At 70.1% G+C, this 17,323-nt stretch carries 16 protein-coding genes; 6 read left to right on the top strand and 10 right to left on the bottom strand.

Features of this window, described 5'->3' with window-relative positions; translation table 11 throughout:
- The 4 genes from ACPL7H_RS11030 to ACPL7H_RS11015 all read right to left on the bottom strand — a co-directional run bounded on the left by ACPL7H_RS11030 (position 1) and on the right by ACPL7H_RS11015 (position 2,564).
- Complete coding sequence (locus ACPL7H_RS11030) at positions 1-924, bottom strand: NAD-dependent epimerase/dehydratase family protein (RefSeq protein ID WP_424796972.1); 924 nt, start codon at positions 922-924, stop codon at positions 1-3.
- A 99-nt stretch (positions 925-1,023) separates the two neighbouring features.
- Complete coding sequence (locus tag ACPL7H_RS11025) at positions 1,024-1,464, bottom strand: DUF6069 family protein (RefSeq protein ID WP_424796971.1); 441 nt, start codon at positions 1,462-1,464, stop codon at positions 1,024-1,026.
- A 249-nt stretch (positions 1,465-1,713) separates the two neighbouring features.
- Complete coding sequence (locus ACPL7H_RS11020) at positions 1,714-2,100, bottom strand: DoxX family protein (RefSeq protein ID WP_424796970.1); 387 nt, start codon at positions 2,098-2,100, stop codon at positions 1,714-1,716.
- A gap of 143 nt (positions 2,101-2,243) precedes the next feature.
- Positions 2,244-2,564 carry a response regulator transcription factor gene (locus ACPL7H_RS11015; RefSeq protein WP_424796969.1) on the bottom strand — a complete coding sequence of 107 codons (321 nt, stop codon included), beginning with the start codon at positions 2,562-2,564 and terminating at the stop codon, positions 2,244-2,246.
- A gap of 78 nt (positions 2,565-2,642) precedes the next feature.
- On the opposite strand from ACPL7H_RS11015, the gene ACPL7H_RS11010 reads away from it, so the two are divergent.
- Positions 2,643-3,518: a sigma-70 family RNA polymerase sigma factor gene (locus ACPL7H_RS11010; protein WP_424796968.1), complete on the top strand. Its 876-nt coding sequence runs from the start codon at positions 2,643-2,645 to the stop codon at positions 3,516-3,518.
- On the opposite strand, the gene ACPL7H_RS11005 is transcribed toward ACPL7H_RS11010, so the two are convergent.
- From ACPL7H_RS11005 to ACPL7H_RS10995, 3 genes are all read right to left on the bottom strand, one after another.
- Positions 3,519-4,541, bottom strand: a complete 1,023-nt coding sequence (locus ACPL7H_RS11005; RefSeq protein ID WP_424796967.1) for a hypothetical protein — start codon at positions 4,539-4,541, stop codon at positions 3,519-3,521.
- Positions 4,542-4,628: 87 nt separating this feature from the next.
- Positions 4,629-5,294, bottom strand: a complete 666-nt coding sequence (locus ACPL7H_RS11000; RefSeq protein ID WP_424796966.1) for a response regulator — start codon at positions 5,292-5,294, stop codon at positions 4,629-4,631.
- On the bottom strand, positions 5,291-6,511 hold the full coding sequence (locus tag ACPL7H_RS10995) for a sensor histidine kinase (protein ID WP_424796965.1): 1,221 nt from the start codon (positions 6,509-6,511) through the stop codon (positions 5,291-5,293). Before ACPL7H_RS10995 ends, ACPL7H_RS11000 begins: the two co-directional genes overlap by 4 nt.
- A 148-nt stretch (positions 6,512-6,659) precedes the next feature.
- Here ACPL7H_RS10995 and ACPL7H_RS10990 point away from each other — a divergent pair, with 148 nt between their 5' ends.
- The 3 genes from ACPL7H_RS10990 to ACPL7H_RS10980 all read left to right on the top strand — a co-directional run bounded on the left by ACPL7H_RS10990 (position 6,660) and on the right by ACPL7H_RS10980 (position 9,521).
- Positions 6,660-8,705, top strand: a complete 2,046-nt coding sequence (locus ACPL7H_RS10990; RefSeq protein WP_424796964.1) for an ATP-dependent DNA helicase UvrD2 — start codon at positions 6,660-6,662, stop codon at positions 8,703-8,705.
- Between the two features lie 144 nt (positions 8,706-8,849).
- Positions 8,850-9,047, top strand: coding sequence for a hypothetical protein (locus tag ACPL7H_RS10985; protein WP_424796963.1), 198 nt, complete (start codon positions 8,850-8,852; stop codon positions 9,045-9,047).
- A gap of 117 nt (positions 9,048-9,164) precedes the next feature.
- Entirely contained in the window at positions 9,165-9,521 is a 357-nt protein-coding gene (locus ACPL7H_RS10980; protein ID WP_424796962.1) for a WhiB family transcriptional regulator, read from the top strand.
- A 14-nt stretch (positions 9,522-9,535) separates the two neighbouring features.
- On the opposite strand, the gene ACPL7H_RS10975 is transcribed toward ACPL7H_RS10980, so the two are convergent.
- On the bottom strand, positions 9,536-10,552 hold the full coding sequence (locus ACPL7H_RS10975) for a hypothetical protein (RefSeq protein WP_424796961.1): 1,017 nt from the start codon (positions 10,550-10,552) through the stop codon (positions 9,536-9,538).
- A gap of 118 nt (positions 10,553-10,670) precedes the next feature.
- Positions 10,671-12,170 carry a zinc-dependent metalloprotease gene (locus ACPL7H_RS10970; protein ID WP_424796960.1) on the bottom strand — a complete coding sequence of 500 codons (1,500 nt, stop codon included), beginning with the start codon at positions 12,168-12,170 and terminating at the stop codon, positions 10,671-10,673.
- A gap of 110 nt (positions 12,171-12,280) precedes the next feature.
- Between ACPL7H_RS10970 and ACPL7H_RS10965 the strand changes: the two genes are divergently transcribed.
- On the top strand, positions 12,281-13,471 hold the full coding sequence (locus tag ACPL7H_RS10965; RefSeq protein ID WP_424796959.1) for a YlbL family protein: 1,191 nt from the start codon (positions 12,281-12,283) through the stop codon (positions 13,469-13,471).
- Between the two features lie 34 nt (positions 13,472-13,505).
- Here ACPL7H_RS10965 and ACPL7H_RS10960 read toward each other — a convergent pair whose 3' ends face one another.
- Positions 13,506-14,048 (bottom strand): PPA1309 family protein, encoded by a 543-nt coding sequence (locus tag ACPL7H_RS10960; RefSeq protein WP_424787541.1) that lies wholly within the window; start codon positions 14,046-14,048, stop codon positions 13,506-13,508.
- A 108-nt stretch (positions 14,049-14,156) separates the two neighbouring features.
- Here ACPL7H_RS10960 and ACPL7H_RS10955 point away from each other — a divergent pair, with 108 nt between their 5' ends.
- Positions 14,157-17,180 carry a UPF0182 family protein gene (locus tag ACPL7H_RS10955; RefSeq protein WP_424796958.1) on the top strand — a complete coding sequence of 1,008 codons (3,024 nt, stop codon included), beginning with the start codon at positions 14,157-14,159 and terminating at the stop codon, positions 17,178-17,180.
- Positions 17,181-17,323: the final 143 nt, after the last annotated feature.

Raw genomic sequence — 17,323 nt, 5'->3', positions numbered from 1 at the left:
CTATCTCGCTGTGCTGCGTAGTTCGGCGGTGAAGCCCGTACGCCACGAGGCGAACGCTGGCTGCCACCCGAGGATGCGCCTGGCGCGGTCGTTGGCCGCTCCGCGGAGCGCGGTCATGAAGGCCACACCCCACGGTCCGATGGCCCACCGGGCGAGGAACGTCGGTACCCGCCGGGGCTGCGGCGCGTCCAGTTCGCGGGCGAGGTAGGGGAGCCAGTGCCGCATCTGCGCCGGCTCATCGTCCACCACATTGAACACCCCCGGGTGTCCGGTGTCGATCACCGAGAGGACGGCGGCTGCGGCATCCCGCGTGTGGGTGAAGGAGAACGTCGCGGCCCCACCCCCGACGAGAGGCACCTGGCGGTCCCGCACCTGTCGCACGACGGAGCCATCGATTGCGAAGCCGGTACCCGGACCATAGAGGTGGCCGAGGCGCAGCACCGTGCCCCCGACCGCGAGCGTGTTCGCCTCCAGTTGTTTCAGCGCCTCCAGTGCGGGCGCGAAGGGAGTGGGCGGGTTCTGCCACAACGGGGCGTCCTCGCTCGCTGGCCCCTCGCCGCCCGGATCGTAGGCGAAGGCCAGGCCCTGGGACAGGAACTGGCGGACGCCGACCTCCGCTGCGGCGGTGATGAGGTTGCTCGTGCCCTGGATGCGCAGACGGTTGGTCAATTCGAACTGCTCGGCGAACCGCTTCGGATCCAACTGTCCCGGGATTGCGGTGAGCATGTTGACGATGACGTCGGGCCGGGTCTCGCTGACGATGCCGACGACGGCGTCGAGGTCCAGCGCGTCCGCCTGGACCACGCGCGCCGATGACGGGAAGGCGGCCCTGGCGAGCCCGACGACGTCGTGTCCTTCCTCCTGGAGCATGGGAGTGAGTTGGCTTCCGATGACGCCGCTGGCTCCGGCGATGAGCACTCGCATGTTTCCTCCTCGGTGACGTGGGCAATGCGGGCCGGAAGTGGTCGAGGAATCAGCGTGACCGCCGGCCGACTCGCCCATGCCCGTCCGGCCCGGTGCTGCTCACGGCGCCGCGTTCGGCCGGACGGTTGTTCCGATCAGGATGTACGCGAGTCCACCGATCGTGTGCATGCCCGCGAGCAGGAGACCGGTGGTGAGGTCGTGTGCGCCGGTGAGGACGAACGGGATGGTGATCAGGACGGCGACGGCGCCGGCGATGATCGCGATGGTCGTCCAGCGACGGGAGCGCCGTGCGAGCAGGGCCAGCACGAGCGCGCCGAGCGCGAGCGGTACGGCTGTCTTCCACGCCACGTCGCCGGGGATGATCAGGTGGTTGGCCTCACCAGCACCGGGATCGATTCGCAGCGCCGCGTCGGTGGCCCGTCCGATGGCATAAAGGCCCAGGTTCGCTGCGGTGGCAATGAGGATGCAGGCGATAATCACGAGTGCGGGACTCCTGGAGCGGCGGTCGGACTTCGTGGACGTGGCAATGGCACCAGACATTGGTCTTCTTTCGAGTTCGGATGGACGGCGGCACGTCTGCAACAAGACGCAGGGGGCTGGATGTGATGGCAATCCTCCGGTGTCGGTCGACCGCGCGGCATCGCCCGAAAGAGCCATTCGGGTACCACTTCTGCCAGGACGGGAGGCGCCGAACCGGCTGGGAGAGGTCGCGGGAGCCGATGACGACCCTCATGCCGGCGTGGGCCGGTCGGGTGATGGCGTCGGATCGGAGCGATCGCCTCGCACGGCTCACGAGCCGAAGGGCTCGAGGCTGAAGCGCCCCCACGCCACGAGGGCGAAGAGGGACAAGAACACGAGGTCGCCGATCAGGAACTTCCATTCGCTGCGGCGGAACCGGGTCGTGGCGGCGCCGGCCATCACCAGCATCAGTCCGCACGCGGCCACCGGGACCAGCACCGGTGCGACGTTCACCGCGGCCGGCAGGACCAGGCCCACAGCGCCCACGATCTTGATAACGCCGATGGCCTTGATGTGTCCAGGGGTGAAGTCATCGACCCAGTGCTGGCTCTCCGCGTAGGAGCGGTACTTCTCCTTCGACATCAGCAACTGGCTGGCACCTCCGATCAGGTAGGCGGCCGACAGCAATCCGGCGATGATCCACAGGGTGATGTGCATGTTCTCTCCTTGGTGTTACCAGCCCCCGCCGGGTCCGACCTGCAACCGATCTTCCGGCGGCGGCGTAGGGTGCGGCATCGCCCGATAGAGCCATCGGGGTACCAGTTCAGTCAGGACGGAATCCCGGCAGTCCCGGGTGCGGGTCAGTCGAGTAGTCCGAGGTCACGGCCGCGGGCGACCGCTTCGGTGCGGTTGCCGGCGTTAAGCTTGTCGAGGATGTGAGCGACGTGCCTCTTGATGGTGTGGGTTGAGAGGAAGAGGTCGCCGGCGATCTCCCGGTTCGCACGGCCCTCGGCCACGAGGCGAAGGACCTCGAGCTCACGGACGCTCAGCCGGCCGGCGGGCCCGGTGCTCTGCCTGCCTGCGGCGAGACCCTGGCGGCCCTGATGCGCCGTCCGGATCAGGCGGCGCTGGTGCGCGCCGGCCGCGGCTTCCGGTTCCAACCGGGATGGAGCGGTGTCCATATATCCTCCCTCGTGTTACCTCAGCCCCTGCGGGCTCGTCATACCTATGACGGATCTCGACCACGGAAGGTAACCCCGATGAGCCCAGACGCTGCCTGGACCGAGGCGTTCGAGCGCGAGCGCGAGCGCCTCATCGCGATGGCCCACCGGATGCTCGGTTCCCGGGCAGACGCCGAGGACGCCGTGCAGGAGGCCTGGCTGCGCCTGGCGCGCCAGGAGGCCGACGCCATCGAGAACCTCGCCGGGTGGTTGACCACGGTGGTGGGCCGGGTCTGTCTGGACGTGTTGCGCTCGCGCCGGGCCAGGCCGGAGGCGTCCTACGACGCCCGACTCCCGGATTTCGTCGTCACCGAGGATGACGACGACACACCCGAGGACAGTGCGGTCCTGGCGGACTCGGTCGGCTTGGCGCTGCTCGTGGTTCTGGAGACTCTGCGGCCCGAGGAACGTCTGGCCTTCGTGCTGCACGACGTCTTCGACGTCTCGTTCGCCGAGATCGGCGAGATCCTCGGCAAGTCCACCGACGCGGCCAAGATGCTCGCCAGCCGTGCGCGCCGGAAGGTCCGGGGCGCACCTCGGACCACAACGAAGCGCCAGGAGCAGCGGGAGGTGGTCGACGCCTTCGTCGCCGCGGCGCGAGAGGGGGACTTCGAGGGGCTTCTGAAGGTGCTCGACCCCGACGTGACCTGGCGCTCGTACACGCCGCGGGGCACGATCGTGCATCTCGGCGCCACCGAGGTCATGGCTGCGGCCGGGCGTGGCCGGCGCGCAGCGGTCGTCCCGCGCCGGGTCCTGGTCAACGGGGAGCCGGGCGTCCTCTTCTGGGGACGCAGCGGCAAGCCGCTCAGCGTGATGTCCTGCACCGTGGCCGACGGGCGGATCGTGGACGTCGTGGCGCTGGTCGATCCCGTCCGCCTGGCAGCGATGGACCTGCCGGCACCGCCCCAGGCGTAGTCAGACACCGCCCCTGGCGGGCACCTCAGCGGTATCCTTGCCGCGGCGGCGCAGCGCATAGCCGAGGGTGGCTACCCCGAGCGCCACCCCCCACAACGGCCACAGGACCATGGGGCCGTAGGCCGCCCAGCCGGCGATGAAGTCGATCGGGGCCCCGCCGCCGAACCTGCGGATCATCGAGATGCCGGCCGGCAGGATGATCAGCGCGACGAGGCTCGCGGGCACGACGGCCAGGGCCACCGGAACCGGCCGCCCGGCCAGACCCGGCACCCAACGGGGGACAACCTCACCCCAGCGCTGCACCAGGCCCAGCGTGAGCACCGCACCGAGCGCGGCGAACACGCCGAGCCAGACACCGGACCACAGGTCGCCGGTGGCCCGCGCCGCCTCCCACTGCGCACGGTCGAAGCCGAGCGGGTAGGCGATCCAGGCGACGCGCGTGGCCGCGTAGACGAGCGGCGGGATGACCGCGACGACGGTAGCCGCCCGCCCCCACCTGGCAGCGACTTCGGGACGCGCCCAGCCCGGGAGGGCACGGGGCCGGCTGCGCAGGTACTGCCTCGCGGCAGCGCCCCACAGGAACACCCCGACCAGGATCATCAACTGGAGTAACAGGCTGTGGTTGAGCACGTTCAGCAGGTCCACCCGCCAGCCCTCGTCGAACACGGCCATGACCAGGGCGAACGGGAGGTAGCCGGCCAGGGCGAGGAGGTCGGCGCTCATCGTGAGTACGACCAGGAGCGCCGTCGAGACGGCTCCTGCCATCAGCGCGGCCGGCACGGCGGCGGCCCGTGGCGCGGCGGACCGCGCCGCGGCTGCCGTCGTCGCGGTGGTCGCGGCGAGCACCAGGGCCAGGACGGCGACGACGACGAGCAGCACCGACCGGGGCAGCAGCCCGGCGAGGGCGTACTCGGGTACGGGGTGGTGGTCTCCGATGGCGAGTTCGGCGCCGGTGACGACGGCGACCAGGGCGCCGAGGGCGAGCAGAAGCCAGTACAGGGCGGTGGCAGTGATGGTGCGCATGCGCCAACGATCGCTGCGACGACTGCTCGTACGGATCCCCCGTCGGAGTGGACGTGGCCGGACCGCTTCCCTCGCAGGAGGGATCGTTCAGCCGCCCGGTCGGACGAACCCGGACTCGTAGGCGAGGACCACCGCCTGGGTGCGGTCGCGTACCCCGAGCTTGGCGAGCAGGTTGCCGACGTGCGTTTTGACCGTCTCCACCCCGAGGAACAGTTCGGCGCCGATCTCGGCGTTGGACCGGCCCGCCGCCATCAGCCGGAGCACGTCGGACTCCCGTGCGGTGAGCCCGGCCCGCGCCAACCGGTCGCCACCCGTGGCCGGGGACGTGGTGGCGACGAGGCGGCGCAAGGCGTCGGGGAACAGCAGTGCGTCGCCTCGGGCGACGACCCGGATCGCCTCCAGGACCTGGTCGGGGTGCGCCCGTTTGAGGATGAAGCCTGCGGCGCCGGCTCGCAGGGCCTCAAGCACGTAGTCGTCGTTCTCGAAGGTGGTGACCACCAGGACACGGGGCTGGCGGGCGCTCGTCCGGTCGCCGTGCGCCCGCAGCGCACGGGTGGCCGAGATCCCGTCGAGCCCAGGCATCCGCACGTCCATGAGGACGACATCGGGGCCCGACCCGGCGACGGCGGCAGGCACGTCGGCGCCGTCGGCGACCTCGCCGACCACCTCAAGGTCCGGTTCGCCGTCGATGATCACCCGCAGTCCGCTGCGGACGAGGGCCTCGTCGTCGACGAGCAGCACTCGCACGGTCATGGCACCTCCCGGGGGAGCGCCGCGTCGACGTGCCACTCGCGGTCCCGGCGGCCCGAAGTCAGCACGCCACCCAGGGCTTCGGCGCGCTCCTGCATGCCCATCAGGCCCCGGCCCGATCCCCGGGTGAGGTCGCGCAGCCCGTTGCGGATGGTGAGGATGAGGTGGCGCTCGGCGAGTTCGACGTGCACCTCGATGGTTCCGTCGCCGTGGCGCAGCGCGTTGGTGAGCGCCTCGCGCACGATCGCGTAGGCCTCGCGCGAGACGGTGCGAGAGACCGCACCGTCGGCATCCGGCGGAAGGACGAGCGCGACGCGCGCCCCGGTCGCGCGTGCCTCCTCGGCGAGAGCGGGGACCTGGGAAAGCCCGCGGTCGTGAGCGGCGGCCTCATCGGCAGGCGGCGGTGCACCCGTTCTCAGCACGCCGAGGACCCGGTCGAGCTCGGCGACGGCCTCGCGGCCCGTCGCGCCGATTGCCCCGAGCGCCGAGCGGACGAACTCCGGGTCGCGGCCGAGGGCACGCTCGGCCGCGGCCGCCTGCAACGTCGTCACGGTCAACGCGTGGCCGACGCTGTCGTGCAGGTCGCGGGCCAGGGCGTTGCGGGCGGCGAGTTCGCGCTTGTCGGCCTCCAGGCGGGCAATCCGGTCCTGCGCCGATGGTCCGAGCAACACCGGCGCGGACGTGCGCAGCAGCGCCCGCAGGGTCCAGATGAGGTAGGGCGGCACGAGGAGGAACACGACCGCCAGGACGACGGCGAGTAGCGCGGGGAGGTCGGCGAGCGGCCCGAGCGCACCCTGCAGTGCGCTCGAGCCGAGGTGCCAGGCGATCAGACTCACGGCGAACGGGATCGCGGTGAGCAGCGACAGCGCTGCGAGGGCTCCGGTGGCGAGGTGTAGCAGGAACCACACGAACCCGCGCGCCACCGCGCCTCGCCCCCGGCCGGGGGTGTCGGCGATGTCGGTGTCGAGCAGGGTGCGCGCGGCGTTCACCTGGAGGACGCGTACGGGATGGAGGAACGGCGGGACCAGCACGATCACCGCCGTGACCGCGGCGAGCGTGACGATGACCGGACGTCCCAGCGTTGGGTCGCGGAACATCTGCACGAACCCGGCAGCCAGGAGACCGTACGCGGCCGCGACCAGGCCCCCGATGACGAGGTAGACCCCGCAGCGCAGTGTCGCGGCACTGGTCAGCGGGGTCAGAGCCCGGGGCACGGCCATGAGAGGCAGTCTGCCGCACGTGGTCGGCGCGGCGCGAGGGTCGAAGTCGCCGACCCACGTGGGTGTGGCAAGGGGCCGCCGCCGGAGCCCGGCCCCGACCTGCGTCGGCGGATGCGGATCCCCGTGTCGGTTGCGCCTGGGACAATCGATGACGATGAGCACCCGTACCGACGTCGAGGCCTTGCTCGACGCCCTCGACCCCGACCAGCGCGCCGTTGCCGAGCAACTGACCGGCCCGGTGTGCGTGCTCGCCGGCGCCGGCACCGGCAAGACCCGCGCGGTGACCTACCGGATCGCACACGGCGTGCTCACCAGCACCTACAACCCGACCGCGGTACTGGCGGTGACCTTCACCGCCCGGGCGGCGGGTGAGATGCGCTCACGGCTGCGTGACCTGGGCGTGGGCGGCGTGCAGGCCCGCACCTTCCACGCCGCGGCGCTGCGGCAACTGTCCTACTTCTGGCCCCGGGCGATCGGTGGGTCGGTGCCCAGGATCGCCGAGCACAAGGCCTCCATGATCGGGGAGGCAGCCGGCCGGCTCGGCCTGGAGGTGGACCGGCTCATGATCCGGGACCTGGCCGGGGAGGTGGAGTGGGCCAAGGTCACCATGATCACGGCGGAGAACTACGCCCGTGTCGCCGCAGCCCAGGGCCGCCAGGACATCGCCGGTCAGGATCCCACCACGATCGCCCGGCTGCTCAGCGTGTACGAGCAGGTCAAGACCGAACGCGGGGTGATCGACTTCGAGGACGTGCTACTGCTGACCGTGGGCATCCTGGCCGAGCAACCCGAGATCGCCGCCACCGTGCGCCGGCAGTACCGGCACTTCGTGGTCGATGAGTACCAGGACGTCTCCCCGCTGCAGCAGCGGCTGCTGGAACTCTGGCTCGGTGATCGCGCCGAACTGTGTGTGGTGGGTGATGTCTCCCAGACCATCTACTCCTTCACGGGCGCGACCCCCGCCTACCTGACCGACTTCTCCCGGCGTTACCCCGAGGCCAGGGTGATCACCCTGGCCCGCGACTACCGGTCCACCCCGCAGGTGGTGTCCCTGGCCAACAACGTGCTGGCCCGGGCCGGAAAGGCTCGCTCCAGTGCGGCGGTGGAACTCATCGCACAACGGCCCAGCGGGCCGGCCGTGCGGTTCGAGACCTATCTCGACGACGACGCCGAGGCCGCTGGGGTGGCAGCCCGCACCGCCGAACTCATCCGCACCGGCGTCAAGGCGAGTCAGATCGCGGTGCTGTACCGCACCAACGCCCAGGCACCGGCCTACGAGCAGGCGCTGAGCCAGGCCGGGATCGGGTATCTGGTCCAGGGCGGGGAACGGTTCTTCTCCCGCACCGAGGTCCGCGAGGCGATCGTGCTGCTGCGCGGGGCGGCCCGGGCACCCGGGGAAGCCACGATGCCCGAGACCGTGCGTGATGTGCTGGCCAGTGCCGGCTGGACCCCGGAGCCGCCGGCCGCCCGGGGCGCGGTACGGGAGAAGTGGGAGTCGCTCAACTCCCTGGTCGCACTCGCCGACGAACTGGCTCGCACCCGGCAGGCGGACATGGTCGAATATGTGGCCGAACTGGCAGAGCGTGCCAGCGCGCAACACGCCCCCACCGTGGAGGGGGTCACCCTGGCCTCCCTGCACGCCGCGAAGGGCCTGGAGTGGGACGCGGTGTTCCTGGTCGGCATGTGCGAGGGGCTGATGCCGATCTCACTGGCCGAGGGCATCGAGGCGATCAACGAGGAACGCCGTCTGCTCTACGTGGGCATCACCCGTGCCCGGGAGCACCTGCAGTTGTCCTATGCCCTGGCCCGCAACGCCGGGGGTGGGTCGAGCCGCAAGGCCTCCCGGTTCCTGGACGGCATCTGGCCGGCGGCCGAACCGGCGCAGCGCGCCCGCGGCAAGCACACCCTATCCAGGGCGGGACGACGGCGTCAGGTCGCCGAGCAGGTTTCGGCGGCCGAGGCGGATCCGGAGGTCTTCGAACGCCTGCGCACGTGGCGGGCCGAGGTCGCCACCGAGACCGACAAACCCGCCTTCACCATCCTGCACGACGCGGCCCTGGTGGCGATCGCCGCCGCATGCCCCAAGGATCTGCGGCAACTGGCCATTCTGCGCGGGATCGGCCCCACCAAGATCGAGGCCTACGGGGCCACCATCCTGGCCCTGGTCCGTGGTGATCGACCTGCCCGGTCCTGACAGCCGGCAGTAGGCGGAGATGACAACTGTCAGGAAGTTCGGAAAAAGACTGGGCAGGCATCCCGGGCACCTCTACTCTGTAACACGTTCCTGATTCGCCGAACCGCGCCTAGCCAGCACACCCGGTTCCTGAGCACCGAGGAGGTGAGCACCCAGATGAAGACCATGACTACGGCGACCGGCATCTCCCGGACCGTGCACGTTGCACCGGTAAGCGCGTTCGTGCGTCTCCGTGCCGATCTTGCCCCGGGTGCCACGTCCGGCTACGCCGGCTCCGGCCTCGCCACTCCCGGCACCACGGATACCGACCCCAACTTCACCGGCCTCGCGGCCATCGGGTAACTCTCCGAGCAGAGCGCTCTCTCGCCGCGAAGCCCCGATGGGTTCGCGGCCCTTTGTCAGTCGTGACAAGTGCGGTTGCCGACCCGGCTGACCATCACAATCGCTCAGGAGCATCTCGTGCAGTACACATCGATTCTCGACCACCGGTCGGGATCGTCCACCACCTGGCCCCTCGACAGCCTGCCGTTGCCCACCGAGGCTGACCTGACCCTGCCCTGCCAGGACCTGGAGACCGCGGACCTGTGGTTCGCCGAGGGCACGGCGCAGGTCGAGAAGGCCAAGGCCATGTGCCAGACCTGCCCGATCAAGGCCGAGTGCCTGGCGGGGGCGGTGTCCCGCCGGGAGCCGTGGGGCGTCTGGGGCGGAGAGGTCTTCGTCGACGGCGTCATCGTGGCCCGCAAGCGCGGCCGTGGCCGTCCTCGCAAGACCGACCGGCCCGCCGCCGCCCGGCACCGGTCCACGCCCGCGGCGTGAGGTAGCCGGGACCCTCAGCCGGCAACGGCTGGGAGCAGCGCGCTTGCCGAACACCCGCACTGCGGGTGCACTCGCCACCGGCGCTGCACCGGTACCGGGTCCCAGGCCGACACCTCCAGGGAGGTGTCGGTCAGGGTGTCGCGGCCGTCCACCAGCGCCAGCAGTTGATGGGCGGCCAGTGCGGCACCCAGCCAGGCCAACGACGTCTCCGCGGCCGGTGCGGCACGGGTGGTGGCTTGGGTGGCCACCGCCGGCCAGCGCGGATCCCGATCGCAACGGTGCAGATCCAGGCACCGCAGGCAGACGCCCTCGCCGGGGCGCACCAGCGGGCCGATCACCACATCCAGTTCCCGCGCCAGGACCGGCAGGTGGCAGACATCCTGACGCATCAGGTCGCGATAGTCGACCGGATCGGCCACTCCGGCGCGGACCAGCACCACCACATCGGCGTCGGTGCCCGGCCCGCGGCGGGTCCGGACCTTCGGGTCGATGCCGCGCAGCACGGCGGTGGCGCTGTCCTGGCGCATCCGGCCGACGTCGCCGGCCCGGTAGAGCCCGCCGCCGACGTCGTTGTGACGCACCCGTCGTTCGTCATGCAGGAGGACCGCGCCCACACCGGCGTGCGTGAGCACGCAGGCCAGCCGCAGCCCGAGCGGGTCCAGCCCGTGCACGGCCACCACCGCATCGGAGCGGTCGGACGGCCGGGTGTGACCAGCCATCGCCGCCCGGTGCCAGTAGCCCTGGTCCGGACCGGTGACCAGGCTCGGGTGGAGATCCGGGGCCGGGCCCTCGAGCACGTACCCGGCCGTCCGCAACCGATCGAGCAGGGACTTCACCTGTCGTGCGGGCACGCCCAGGTCCCGAGCATGAGCCCGCAGCTCCTCGGGGCCGGCGCACTCGGGGAGGCGCTCCAGGAGACGCTGCTCACCGCCGGACAGCCCGTCCAGCAAGAGCGCGCAGCGCGGATCCAACCCGATCTGGCTGGAGCCGGGAGCGCGCCAATACACCTCGAAACCCGGTCTGATCCACATCATGGCCACCTCTCGAACGACTCGTTCGCCGAGGTTCGCACACCCACCCATCTATTGCCGGGCCACCGGTCGATCTGTGGATGAACCCTGTGGATGGAACCCTCAGGGTCGGGGCTGTTCAGCCGCGCTCGGGGTTCTCATCGTCCTCCGGTTCGGCCTGCTCCGGGCTCCCGGCGCTCTCGGCAGCGGCAGAGCCGGCAGCGCGGGCGGCATCGTGCTCACGCGCACCCTCGGAGTAGCCCAGGTTGCCTTCCAGCATCATGGCCAGGGCCTCGTCGACGTCGGCTCCCTCAGCCCGGGAACTCTCGCGCCGGCTCAGGTAGGTACCCGGATCGTCCAGGTCCTCGGCAGTGGGGAACACGTCGGGATGGGACCACAACTCATCGCGCTCGGCGGCGCCCAGTTCCCGTGTCACCGCCGCCCACAGCAGCGCCGCGTCCCGAGCGCGGCGCGGCCGCAACTCCAACCCCACCAGGGTGCGGAAGGTGTCCTCGGCCGGTCCACCGGCCGCCCGCCGACGACGCAGCATCTCCCGCAGCGGGACCGCGTGCGGCAGGTGCGGGGCCACCGCGGCGGCCGTGACCTCCTCCACCCAGCCCTCGATCAGGGCCAGGATGGTCTCCAGCCGGCTCAGCGCCCGCTCCTGACTCTCGGTGCGCTCGGGGGAGAAGATCCCGCCGGCCAGGGCCGAGCGTAACTGCTCCATGTCGGTGGGGTCGATGTCGCGCACGGCGTCCTCGAGTTGGCGCAGGTCGATCTCGATCCCGCGCGCGTACTGCTCCACCGCGTTGAGCAGTTGCGAGCGCAACCACGGCACGTGGGTGAACAGACGGGCATGTGCGGCCTCGCGCACAGCCAGGAAGTGCCACACCTCATCGGTGGGCACGTCCAGGTCCTCGGCGAAGGCGTCCAGGTTCGCCGGCACCAGCAGCACCGCCGGGTCGGTCAACAGCGGCAACCCGGTGTCCGTGGCACCGAAGACCTCGCGCGCCAGGGTGCCCGCCCCCTGGCCCACCTGCATCGCGAAGGAGAGCCGGCCGAGTTTGCGGACCATCGCGCCCATGTCCACACCACCGAGCAGTCCGGCGGCCGCCGGATCCAGACCCTCGGGCAGACCGGGGCCATCGGTGCCCATGGTGGTGGCCAGCGCCTGAGCCACCGAGACACCCACGGGGTCTGCCACCTGACGCCACACCGGCAGGGTGCGCTCGACCCACTCGGCCCTGGAGACCGCCTGTTGCGGCCCACCGGAGGGCGGTAGGTCGGTGGCCACGTCCAGCCACAGGTCCGCCGCCTGCAGCGCCCGGCGGGCACTTACGGCCTGCGCCGCCGAGACCGCCGGATCCCCGCCCAGGTGGGCGACCTGGCGGGCCACGTCGTGGGCGACCTTCCAGTCCGAACTACCGCCGTCGTCGTCGGCGGACAGGACCTGGCGCATCTGCGCCATGGCGGCGGCGAACTGGCTCGGGTCCGAGGGCATGCCCGGCATCGACTCCAGCCGGGACAGGTCCATCCCGCTGGACTCCAGGGCGCGCATCGCCTCCGCGGCGGCGTCCGGTCCGAGCATGGACTCCAGCATGCGTCGCCACTGCTCTGCGCCTGAGGGCTGTTCGCTCATGGTCAACGGTAATCACAGGTACGCCCGATCACCGAATCACCGGGCCACCCTTTCGCTCTGGGCGCAGTCGGTGGCGCGGTGCGATCCAGACTCGAGGGAAGATAGTGGGCATGACGGACCTGAGTTTCCGCGCCGAGCACGAGCCCCGCCGGCGCCGCCGACGCCTGAGATGGGTCAGTTTCACCCCGCGGTTCGTCACCATGCTGATCTCCGGCGTGGCCACCTTCGGGCTGCTCGGGACGATGCTGGTGCTGCCGCTGCCCTACGCGGTGCAGGGGGCAGGTCCCACGTTCAACACCCTGGCCGGGCATCGGCCGGCGGACCAGGGTGACTCCGATGAGGTGGGCGACGGCGAGCCGACCCTGATCAGTATCGAGGGCGGCCGGGCGCACCCGGCCGCGGGGGAGTTGCGCCTCACCACGGTGGTCACCTCCGGGGGGCCGGGCTACCCGGTGCGGGCAGCGAACGTGATCGTGGGGTACTGGAGTTCGAACCAGATGGTGCAGCCGTTGGAGGCCGCGATCGATCCCGACCTGACGCAGGAGCAACGGGACCAACTGGCGGCCCAGCAGATGATCACCTCCCAGGAGCATGCCACCGTAGCGGCACTGACGGATGTGGGCTTCGAGGTGCCCGCGGTCCTGGAGGTCGTCGATGCTGCCCCGGGGACCGGCGCCGAGGGTGTGGTGGCCGAGGGCGACCTGATCCTGGGCATCCAGGCCCCCGGGGAGCAGGTGGCGCAGGTGGAGACCTACGCCGATCTGTCCGTGCCGTTGCTGGCCACCCCGCCGGGGGAGGAGATGCGACTGCTGGTGGAACGCGATGGGCAGGAGGTCACGCTACCGATCATCACCACCGACGACGGTCGGGGCCGCAGCCAGCTGGGCATCTTCCTGAATGCCGATTTCGACATGCCAGTCGAGGTGAGCATCGCGATCGACAACGTCGGCGGACCCAGCGCCGGCCTGATGTTCGCCCTGGGCATCATCGACGTGCTCACCCCAGAGGACCTGACCGGCGGGCACTCCATCGCCGGCACCGGCACGATCAGCCTGGACGGGCGGGTCGGCCCGATCGGCGGCGTGGGTCTGAAGATGATCGGGGCCGTGGACGACGGCGCCGACTACTTCCTGACCCCCGCGCTCAACTGCTCCGAGGTGGTGGGTCACATCCCCACCGGCCTGCAGGTGATCGCGGTGGACACGCTGGAGCAGGCTCGCAGCGCCGTGGAGTCGATCGCCGCGGGCGACACCGACGATCTGCCCGGCTGCGCCGACTGGGAGCACCTCGAGCCGACCTGAGCCGGCGCCAGGGCAGGGCCGCGCTCGGGTCGGCTCAGCTGAACGTGGCGGCCAGGGCGTGCACCAACCCCGGCACCGCGTCGGGGGCACCCGCGACGGCGTCGTCGGAGTCGTTGGCGCGTGAGCGCAGGACGCACCAGGACTCGCCCGAGCGCAGCACCCCGGCCGCCACCCGCACGTCCTGACGGTCCGGGTGGCCCATCAGGTAGGCGACCGCTTCCTCGGGGTCGCTGGGCATGCCCTGCTCCGCCTCGGGCGGTACCACGATCCGCTCCACCACGATCGCGGCCCCATGCACCGTCTCCGGCCACGCCAACTGGGCCAGCAGCTCCTCCAGGTTCGCAGACTCCGGGAGCCCGTCCTGCTCGATCGAGGTCAGGTGCTCGGGGTCCGCTTCGGCGGCTGCGACCACCTCGGCGCCGAGTTGGGTGGCAACGGCGGGATTCTCCGCGAGGGCGTCAGCGGTGCGGACCAGGGCGTAGATGCCCACCGGTGCGTCCCAGCCGCCGGCAGCGGCATGGCGTTCCAGTTCAATGACGGCGGCGGCCAGTGCGTGGGAGCGGGATTCGTCGTTCACATAGACATCGTTCCAGCACACCGAATGTATGGGAAACTGGGAGGGCCCAGGGGTGCCGTGCCTCTGGATCCATCTGCCCGCTCTGATCGTTCTCGAGGTTGAGCTCTAGTGTCCTTTGCTTCCTCCCGTCCCGCTGCCTCCTCTCCGCGACCGGCGCGCGGGCGCCGCGGTCCGCTGCTACCCACGATCGGTGTGCTGGCCGGGGTGGTCATCGCTTTCCTGGTGATGTCCCGGTTCTGGACCGAGTGGCTCTGGTTCGACCAGGTGGGCTACTCCAACGTGTTGCTCACCCAGTGGTCCACCCGGGGTGGGCTGTTCGTCGTCGGTCTGCTGTTGATGGGCGGCGTCGTCTGGTTCAACCTGCGCCTGGCGTACAAGAACCGGCCCATGTATGTCCCGACCACTCCCCAGCAGCGCGACCTGGACCGGTACCGGGAGGCGTTCGAGCCGCTGCGCAGACTGGCCTTCATCGCGGCCCCGATCGTGGTGGGCTTCTTCGCAGGTTCGGCGGCGGCCACGCAGTGGCAACCCATGCTGGAGGCTTTCAACGGCCAGCCGTTCGGGCAGGTGGACCCGCAGTTCGGGCTGGACGTCGGCTTCTACGTCTTCATCTTGCCGTTCCTGCGGTTCGTGATCTCCTTCCTGCTGTGGACCACGATCTTCGGGCTGGCCGCGGCCGCCTTCGTGCACTACCTCTACGGCGGCATCCAGGTGACCGGGCAGCGGCGGGCGGAGAAGCCCGCACGGATCCAGTTGAGCATCCTGGGTGGTCTGGTGGTGCTGCTGGTCGGCGTGAACTACTGGCTGGACCGGTACACACTGCTGAACTCACCCGGGGAACGGTTCGACGGCGCCACCTACACCGAGGTCAACGCTGTGCTTCCGGCCCGGTGGATCCTGGCCTTCGCCTGCGTCTTCGTGGCGGTGCTCATCTTCGCCTTCGGCGCCCGGGGCCGGTGGCGGCTGCCGGTGGTCGGGCTCGGTCTGGCCGTGGTGACCGGACTGGTGGCCGGGATGGCGATCCCGGCGATCACCCAGGCCGTGGTGGTGAGCCCGAACGAGCAGGACAACGAGGCCGAGTTCATCCAGCGCAATATCGACGCCACCCTGGCCGCGTACGGCCTGGAGGACGTTGAGACCGAGGTGTACGAGGCCGAACTGGAGGGGGTGGCCGGTGCTCTGGCCGACGATGAGGAGTCGACCGCCCAGATCCGGTTGCTGGACCCCAATATCGTCTCGCCCACATTCCGGCAGGACCAGCAGAACCGGCACTACTACACCTTCCCGGAGACCCTGAATGTGGACCGGTACCAGATCGACGGTGAACTCAACGACACCGTGATCGCCGTCCGCGACATCAACCTGGATGCCGTGGCGCAGCGGAACTGGACCAACGACCACACCGTCTTCACCCACGGGTTCGGCGTGGTGGCCGCCTACGGCAACACCACCACCAACGACGGGCGGCCGCAGTTCTTCGAGGGCGGTATCCCCAGCATTGGGGCGTTGGGCGACTACGAACCGCGGATCTACTTCTCGGAGAACTCCCCGGACTACTCCATCGTCGGGGCGCCCGAGGGCGCAGACCCGTGGGAGTTGGACTACCCCGACGACGACGCCGAGGGCGGTCAGGTCAACAACACCTACGAAGGTGACGGTGGCCCGGGTATCGGGAACGTGTGGCGCCAGTTGCTCTACGCCGCCCGGTTCGGCAGCGAACAGATCATCTTCTCCGACCGGGTGAACTCCGAGTCCCAGATCCTCTACCACCGCGACCCCCGCGAACGGGTGGCCCGGGTGGCACCGTTCCTCACCCTGGACGGTCGGACCTACCCGGCTGTGGCTGACACCGACGGGGACGGCATGAAGGAGGTGGTCTGGGTCGTCGACGCCTACACCACCTCGGACGACTACCCCTACTCCGAACGACAGCAACTCGAGGACGCCACCATCGACGCGTTGACCGGTCCGGACGGCCAGGCGATCCAGGCCCAGTTGCCCGAGTTGGTCAACTACATCCGCAACTCCGTCAAAGCGGTGGTCAGCGCCTACGACGGGTCGGTCACGTTGTACGCGTGGGACATGGAGGATCCCATCCTGCAGACCTGGATGGAGATCTTCCCGGACATGATCCAACCCATGTCGGACATCAGTGGGGACCTGATGAGTCACCTGCGCTACCCCGAGGACCTGTTCAAGGTGCAGCGTGAACTGCTGAACCGGTATCACGTGACCGATGCCCGGAACTTCTTCTCCGGTGGTGACTTCTGGCGCACCCCACCGGACCCGGCTGAGCCGCAGTTCAACCAGCCACCGTTCTACCTGAGCCTGCGGATGCCCGAGCAGGAGGAGGCGACCTTCTCCCTGACCACCTCGTTCATCCTGAACGATGATCAGCGCAACGTGCTGACCGGTTTCATGGCGGTGAACTCCGAGACGGGGGACCAGGACGGTGAGGTCCATGAGGACTACGGCACGATCCGTCTGCTGGAGTTGCCTCGTGACCTGACCGTCCCCGGACCCGGGCAGGTGCAGAACGACTTCAACACCGACACCACCGCGGCCACGGAACTGAACATCCTCAGTTCCGGTGGCTCCCAGGTGCTGTCCGGCAACCTGCTCACGCTGCCGGTCGGCGGCGGGCTGCTGTATGTGCAGCCGGTCTACGTGCAGTCCGAGAGCGGCACCCAGTTCCCGTTGCTGCGGCGGGTGCTGGTGGCCTTCGGGGACTCGGTCGGGTTCGCGCACACGCTCGATGAGGCGCTGGACCAGGTCTTCGAGGGCGACGCCGGTGCGGCAGCGGGTGACGCCGACGTGGTGCCGGTGCCCGATGACGAGGTCGACCTGGACGCCGAGGACATCGATCCCGACGGTGAGCCGGTCGACCCGGACGCAACGGACCCGGACGATGAGCCCACCGAGACCGAGACCGCCGACCCGCCGGCGGCCGACCCCGGTGACGGCGATGCCCAGACGCGGCTGAACCGCGCCCTGGCTGATGCCCGGGAGGCGATGGAAGACTCCAACGAGGCACTCGTCGACAGTGACTGGACCGCCTACGGCGAGGCCCAGGAGCGGTTGGCCGATGCGCTGGAGCGGGCCCTGGAGGCGGACGAGGAACTCAACGGCTGAACCTGGATCCGCTGAGCTGCTTTTGGAGCGTCTTGAGCGGTGAAGTGAGGAGGGGTTTTCGGTCGGTCCTGCCGAAGGGCGTGAGTGAGTTGCCGGTCTGCCCGGCCTTTCCACTTTCGGTTCCTTCTCGTCGGTGCAGGGGC

The organism is Pseudactinotalea sp. Z1732 (assembly GCF_049724975.1).
Taxonomy (GTDB): domain Bacteria; phylum Actinomycetota; class Actinomycetes; order Actinomycetales; family Beutenbergiaceae; genus CALKWS01.
This window is presented reverse-complemented; position numbering and strand designations above follow the sequence as displayed.

Excerpts from the sequence above, each read along its gene's own strand:
- ACPL7H_RS11020 (WP_424796970.1), bottom strand. The coding sequence starts at position 2,100 with ATGCACATCACCCTGTGGATCATCGCCGGATTGCTGTCGGCCGCCTAC.
- ACPL7H_RS11010 (WP_424796968.1), top strand. The coding sequence starts at position 2,643 with ATGAGCCCAGACGCTGCCTGGACCGAGGCGTTCGAGCGCGAGCGCGAG.
- ACPL7H_RS10995 (WP_424796965.1), bottom strand. The coding sequence starts at position 6,511 with ATGGCCGTGCCCCGGGCTCTGACCCCGCTGACCAGTGCCGCGACACTG.
- ACPL7H_RS11025 (WP_424796971.1), bottom strand. The coding sequence starts at position 1,464 with ATGTCTGGTGCCATTGCCACGTCCACGAAGTCCGACCGCCGCTCCAGG.
- ACPL7H_RS11000 (WP_424796966.1), bottom strand. The coding sequence starts at position 5,294 with ATGACCGTGCGAGTGCTGCTCGTCGACGACGAGGCCCTCGTCCGCAGC.
- ACPL7H_RS11005 (WP_424796967.1), bottom strand. The coding sequence starts at position 4,541 with ATGCGCACCATCACTGCCACCGCCCTGTACTGGCTTCTGCTCGCCCTC.
- ACPL7H_RS10965 (WP_424796959.1), top strand. The coding sequence starts at position 12,281 with ATGACGGACCTGAGTTTCCGCGCCGAGCACGAGCCCCGCCGGCGCCGC.
- ACPL7H_RS10990 (WP_424796964.1), top strand. The coding sequence starts at position 6,660 with ATGACGATGAGCACCCGTACCGACGTCGAGGCCTTGCTCGACGCCCTC.
- ACPL7H_RS10975 (WP_424796961.1), bottom strand. The coding sequence starts at position 10,552 with ATGTGGATCAGACCGGGTTTCGAGGTGTATTGGCGCGCTCCCGGCTCC.
- ACPL7H_RS11015 (WP_424796969.1), bottom strand. The coding sequence starts at position 2,564 with ATGGACACCGCTCCATCCCGGTTGGAACCGGAAGCCGCGGCCGGCGCG.
- ACPL7H_RS10970 (WP_424796960.1), bottom strand. The coding sequence starts at position 12,170 with ATGAGCGAACAGCCCTCAGGCGCAGAGCAGTGGCGACGCATGCTGGAG.
- ACPL7H_RS11030 (WP_424796972.1), bottom strand. The coding sequence starts at position 924 with ATGCGAGTGCTCATCGCCGGAGCCAGCGGCGTCATCGGAAGCCAACTC.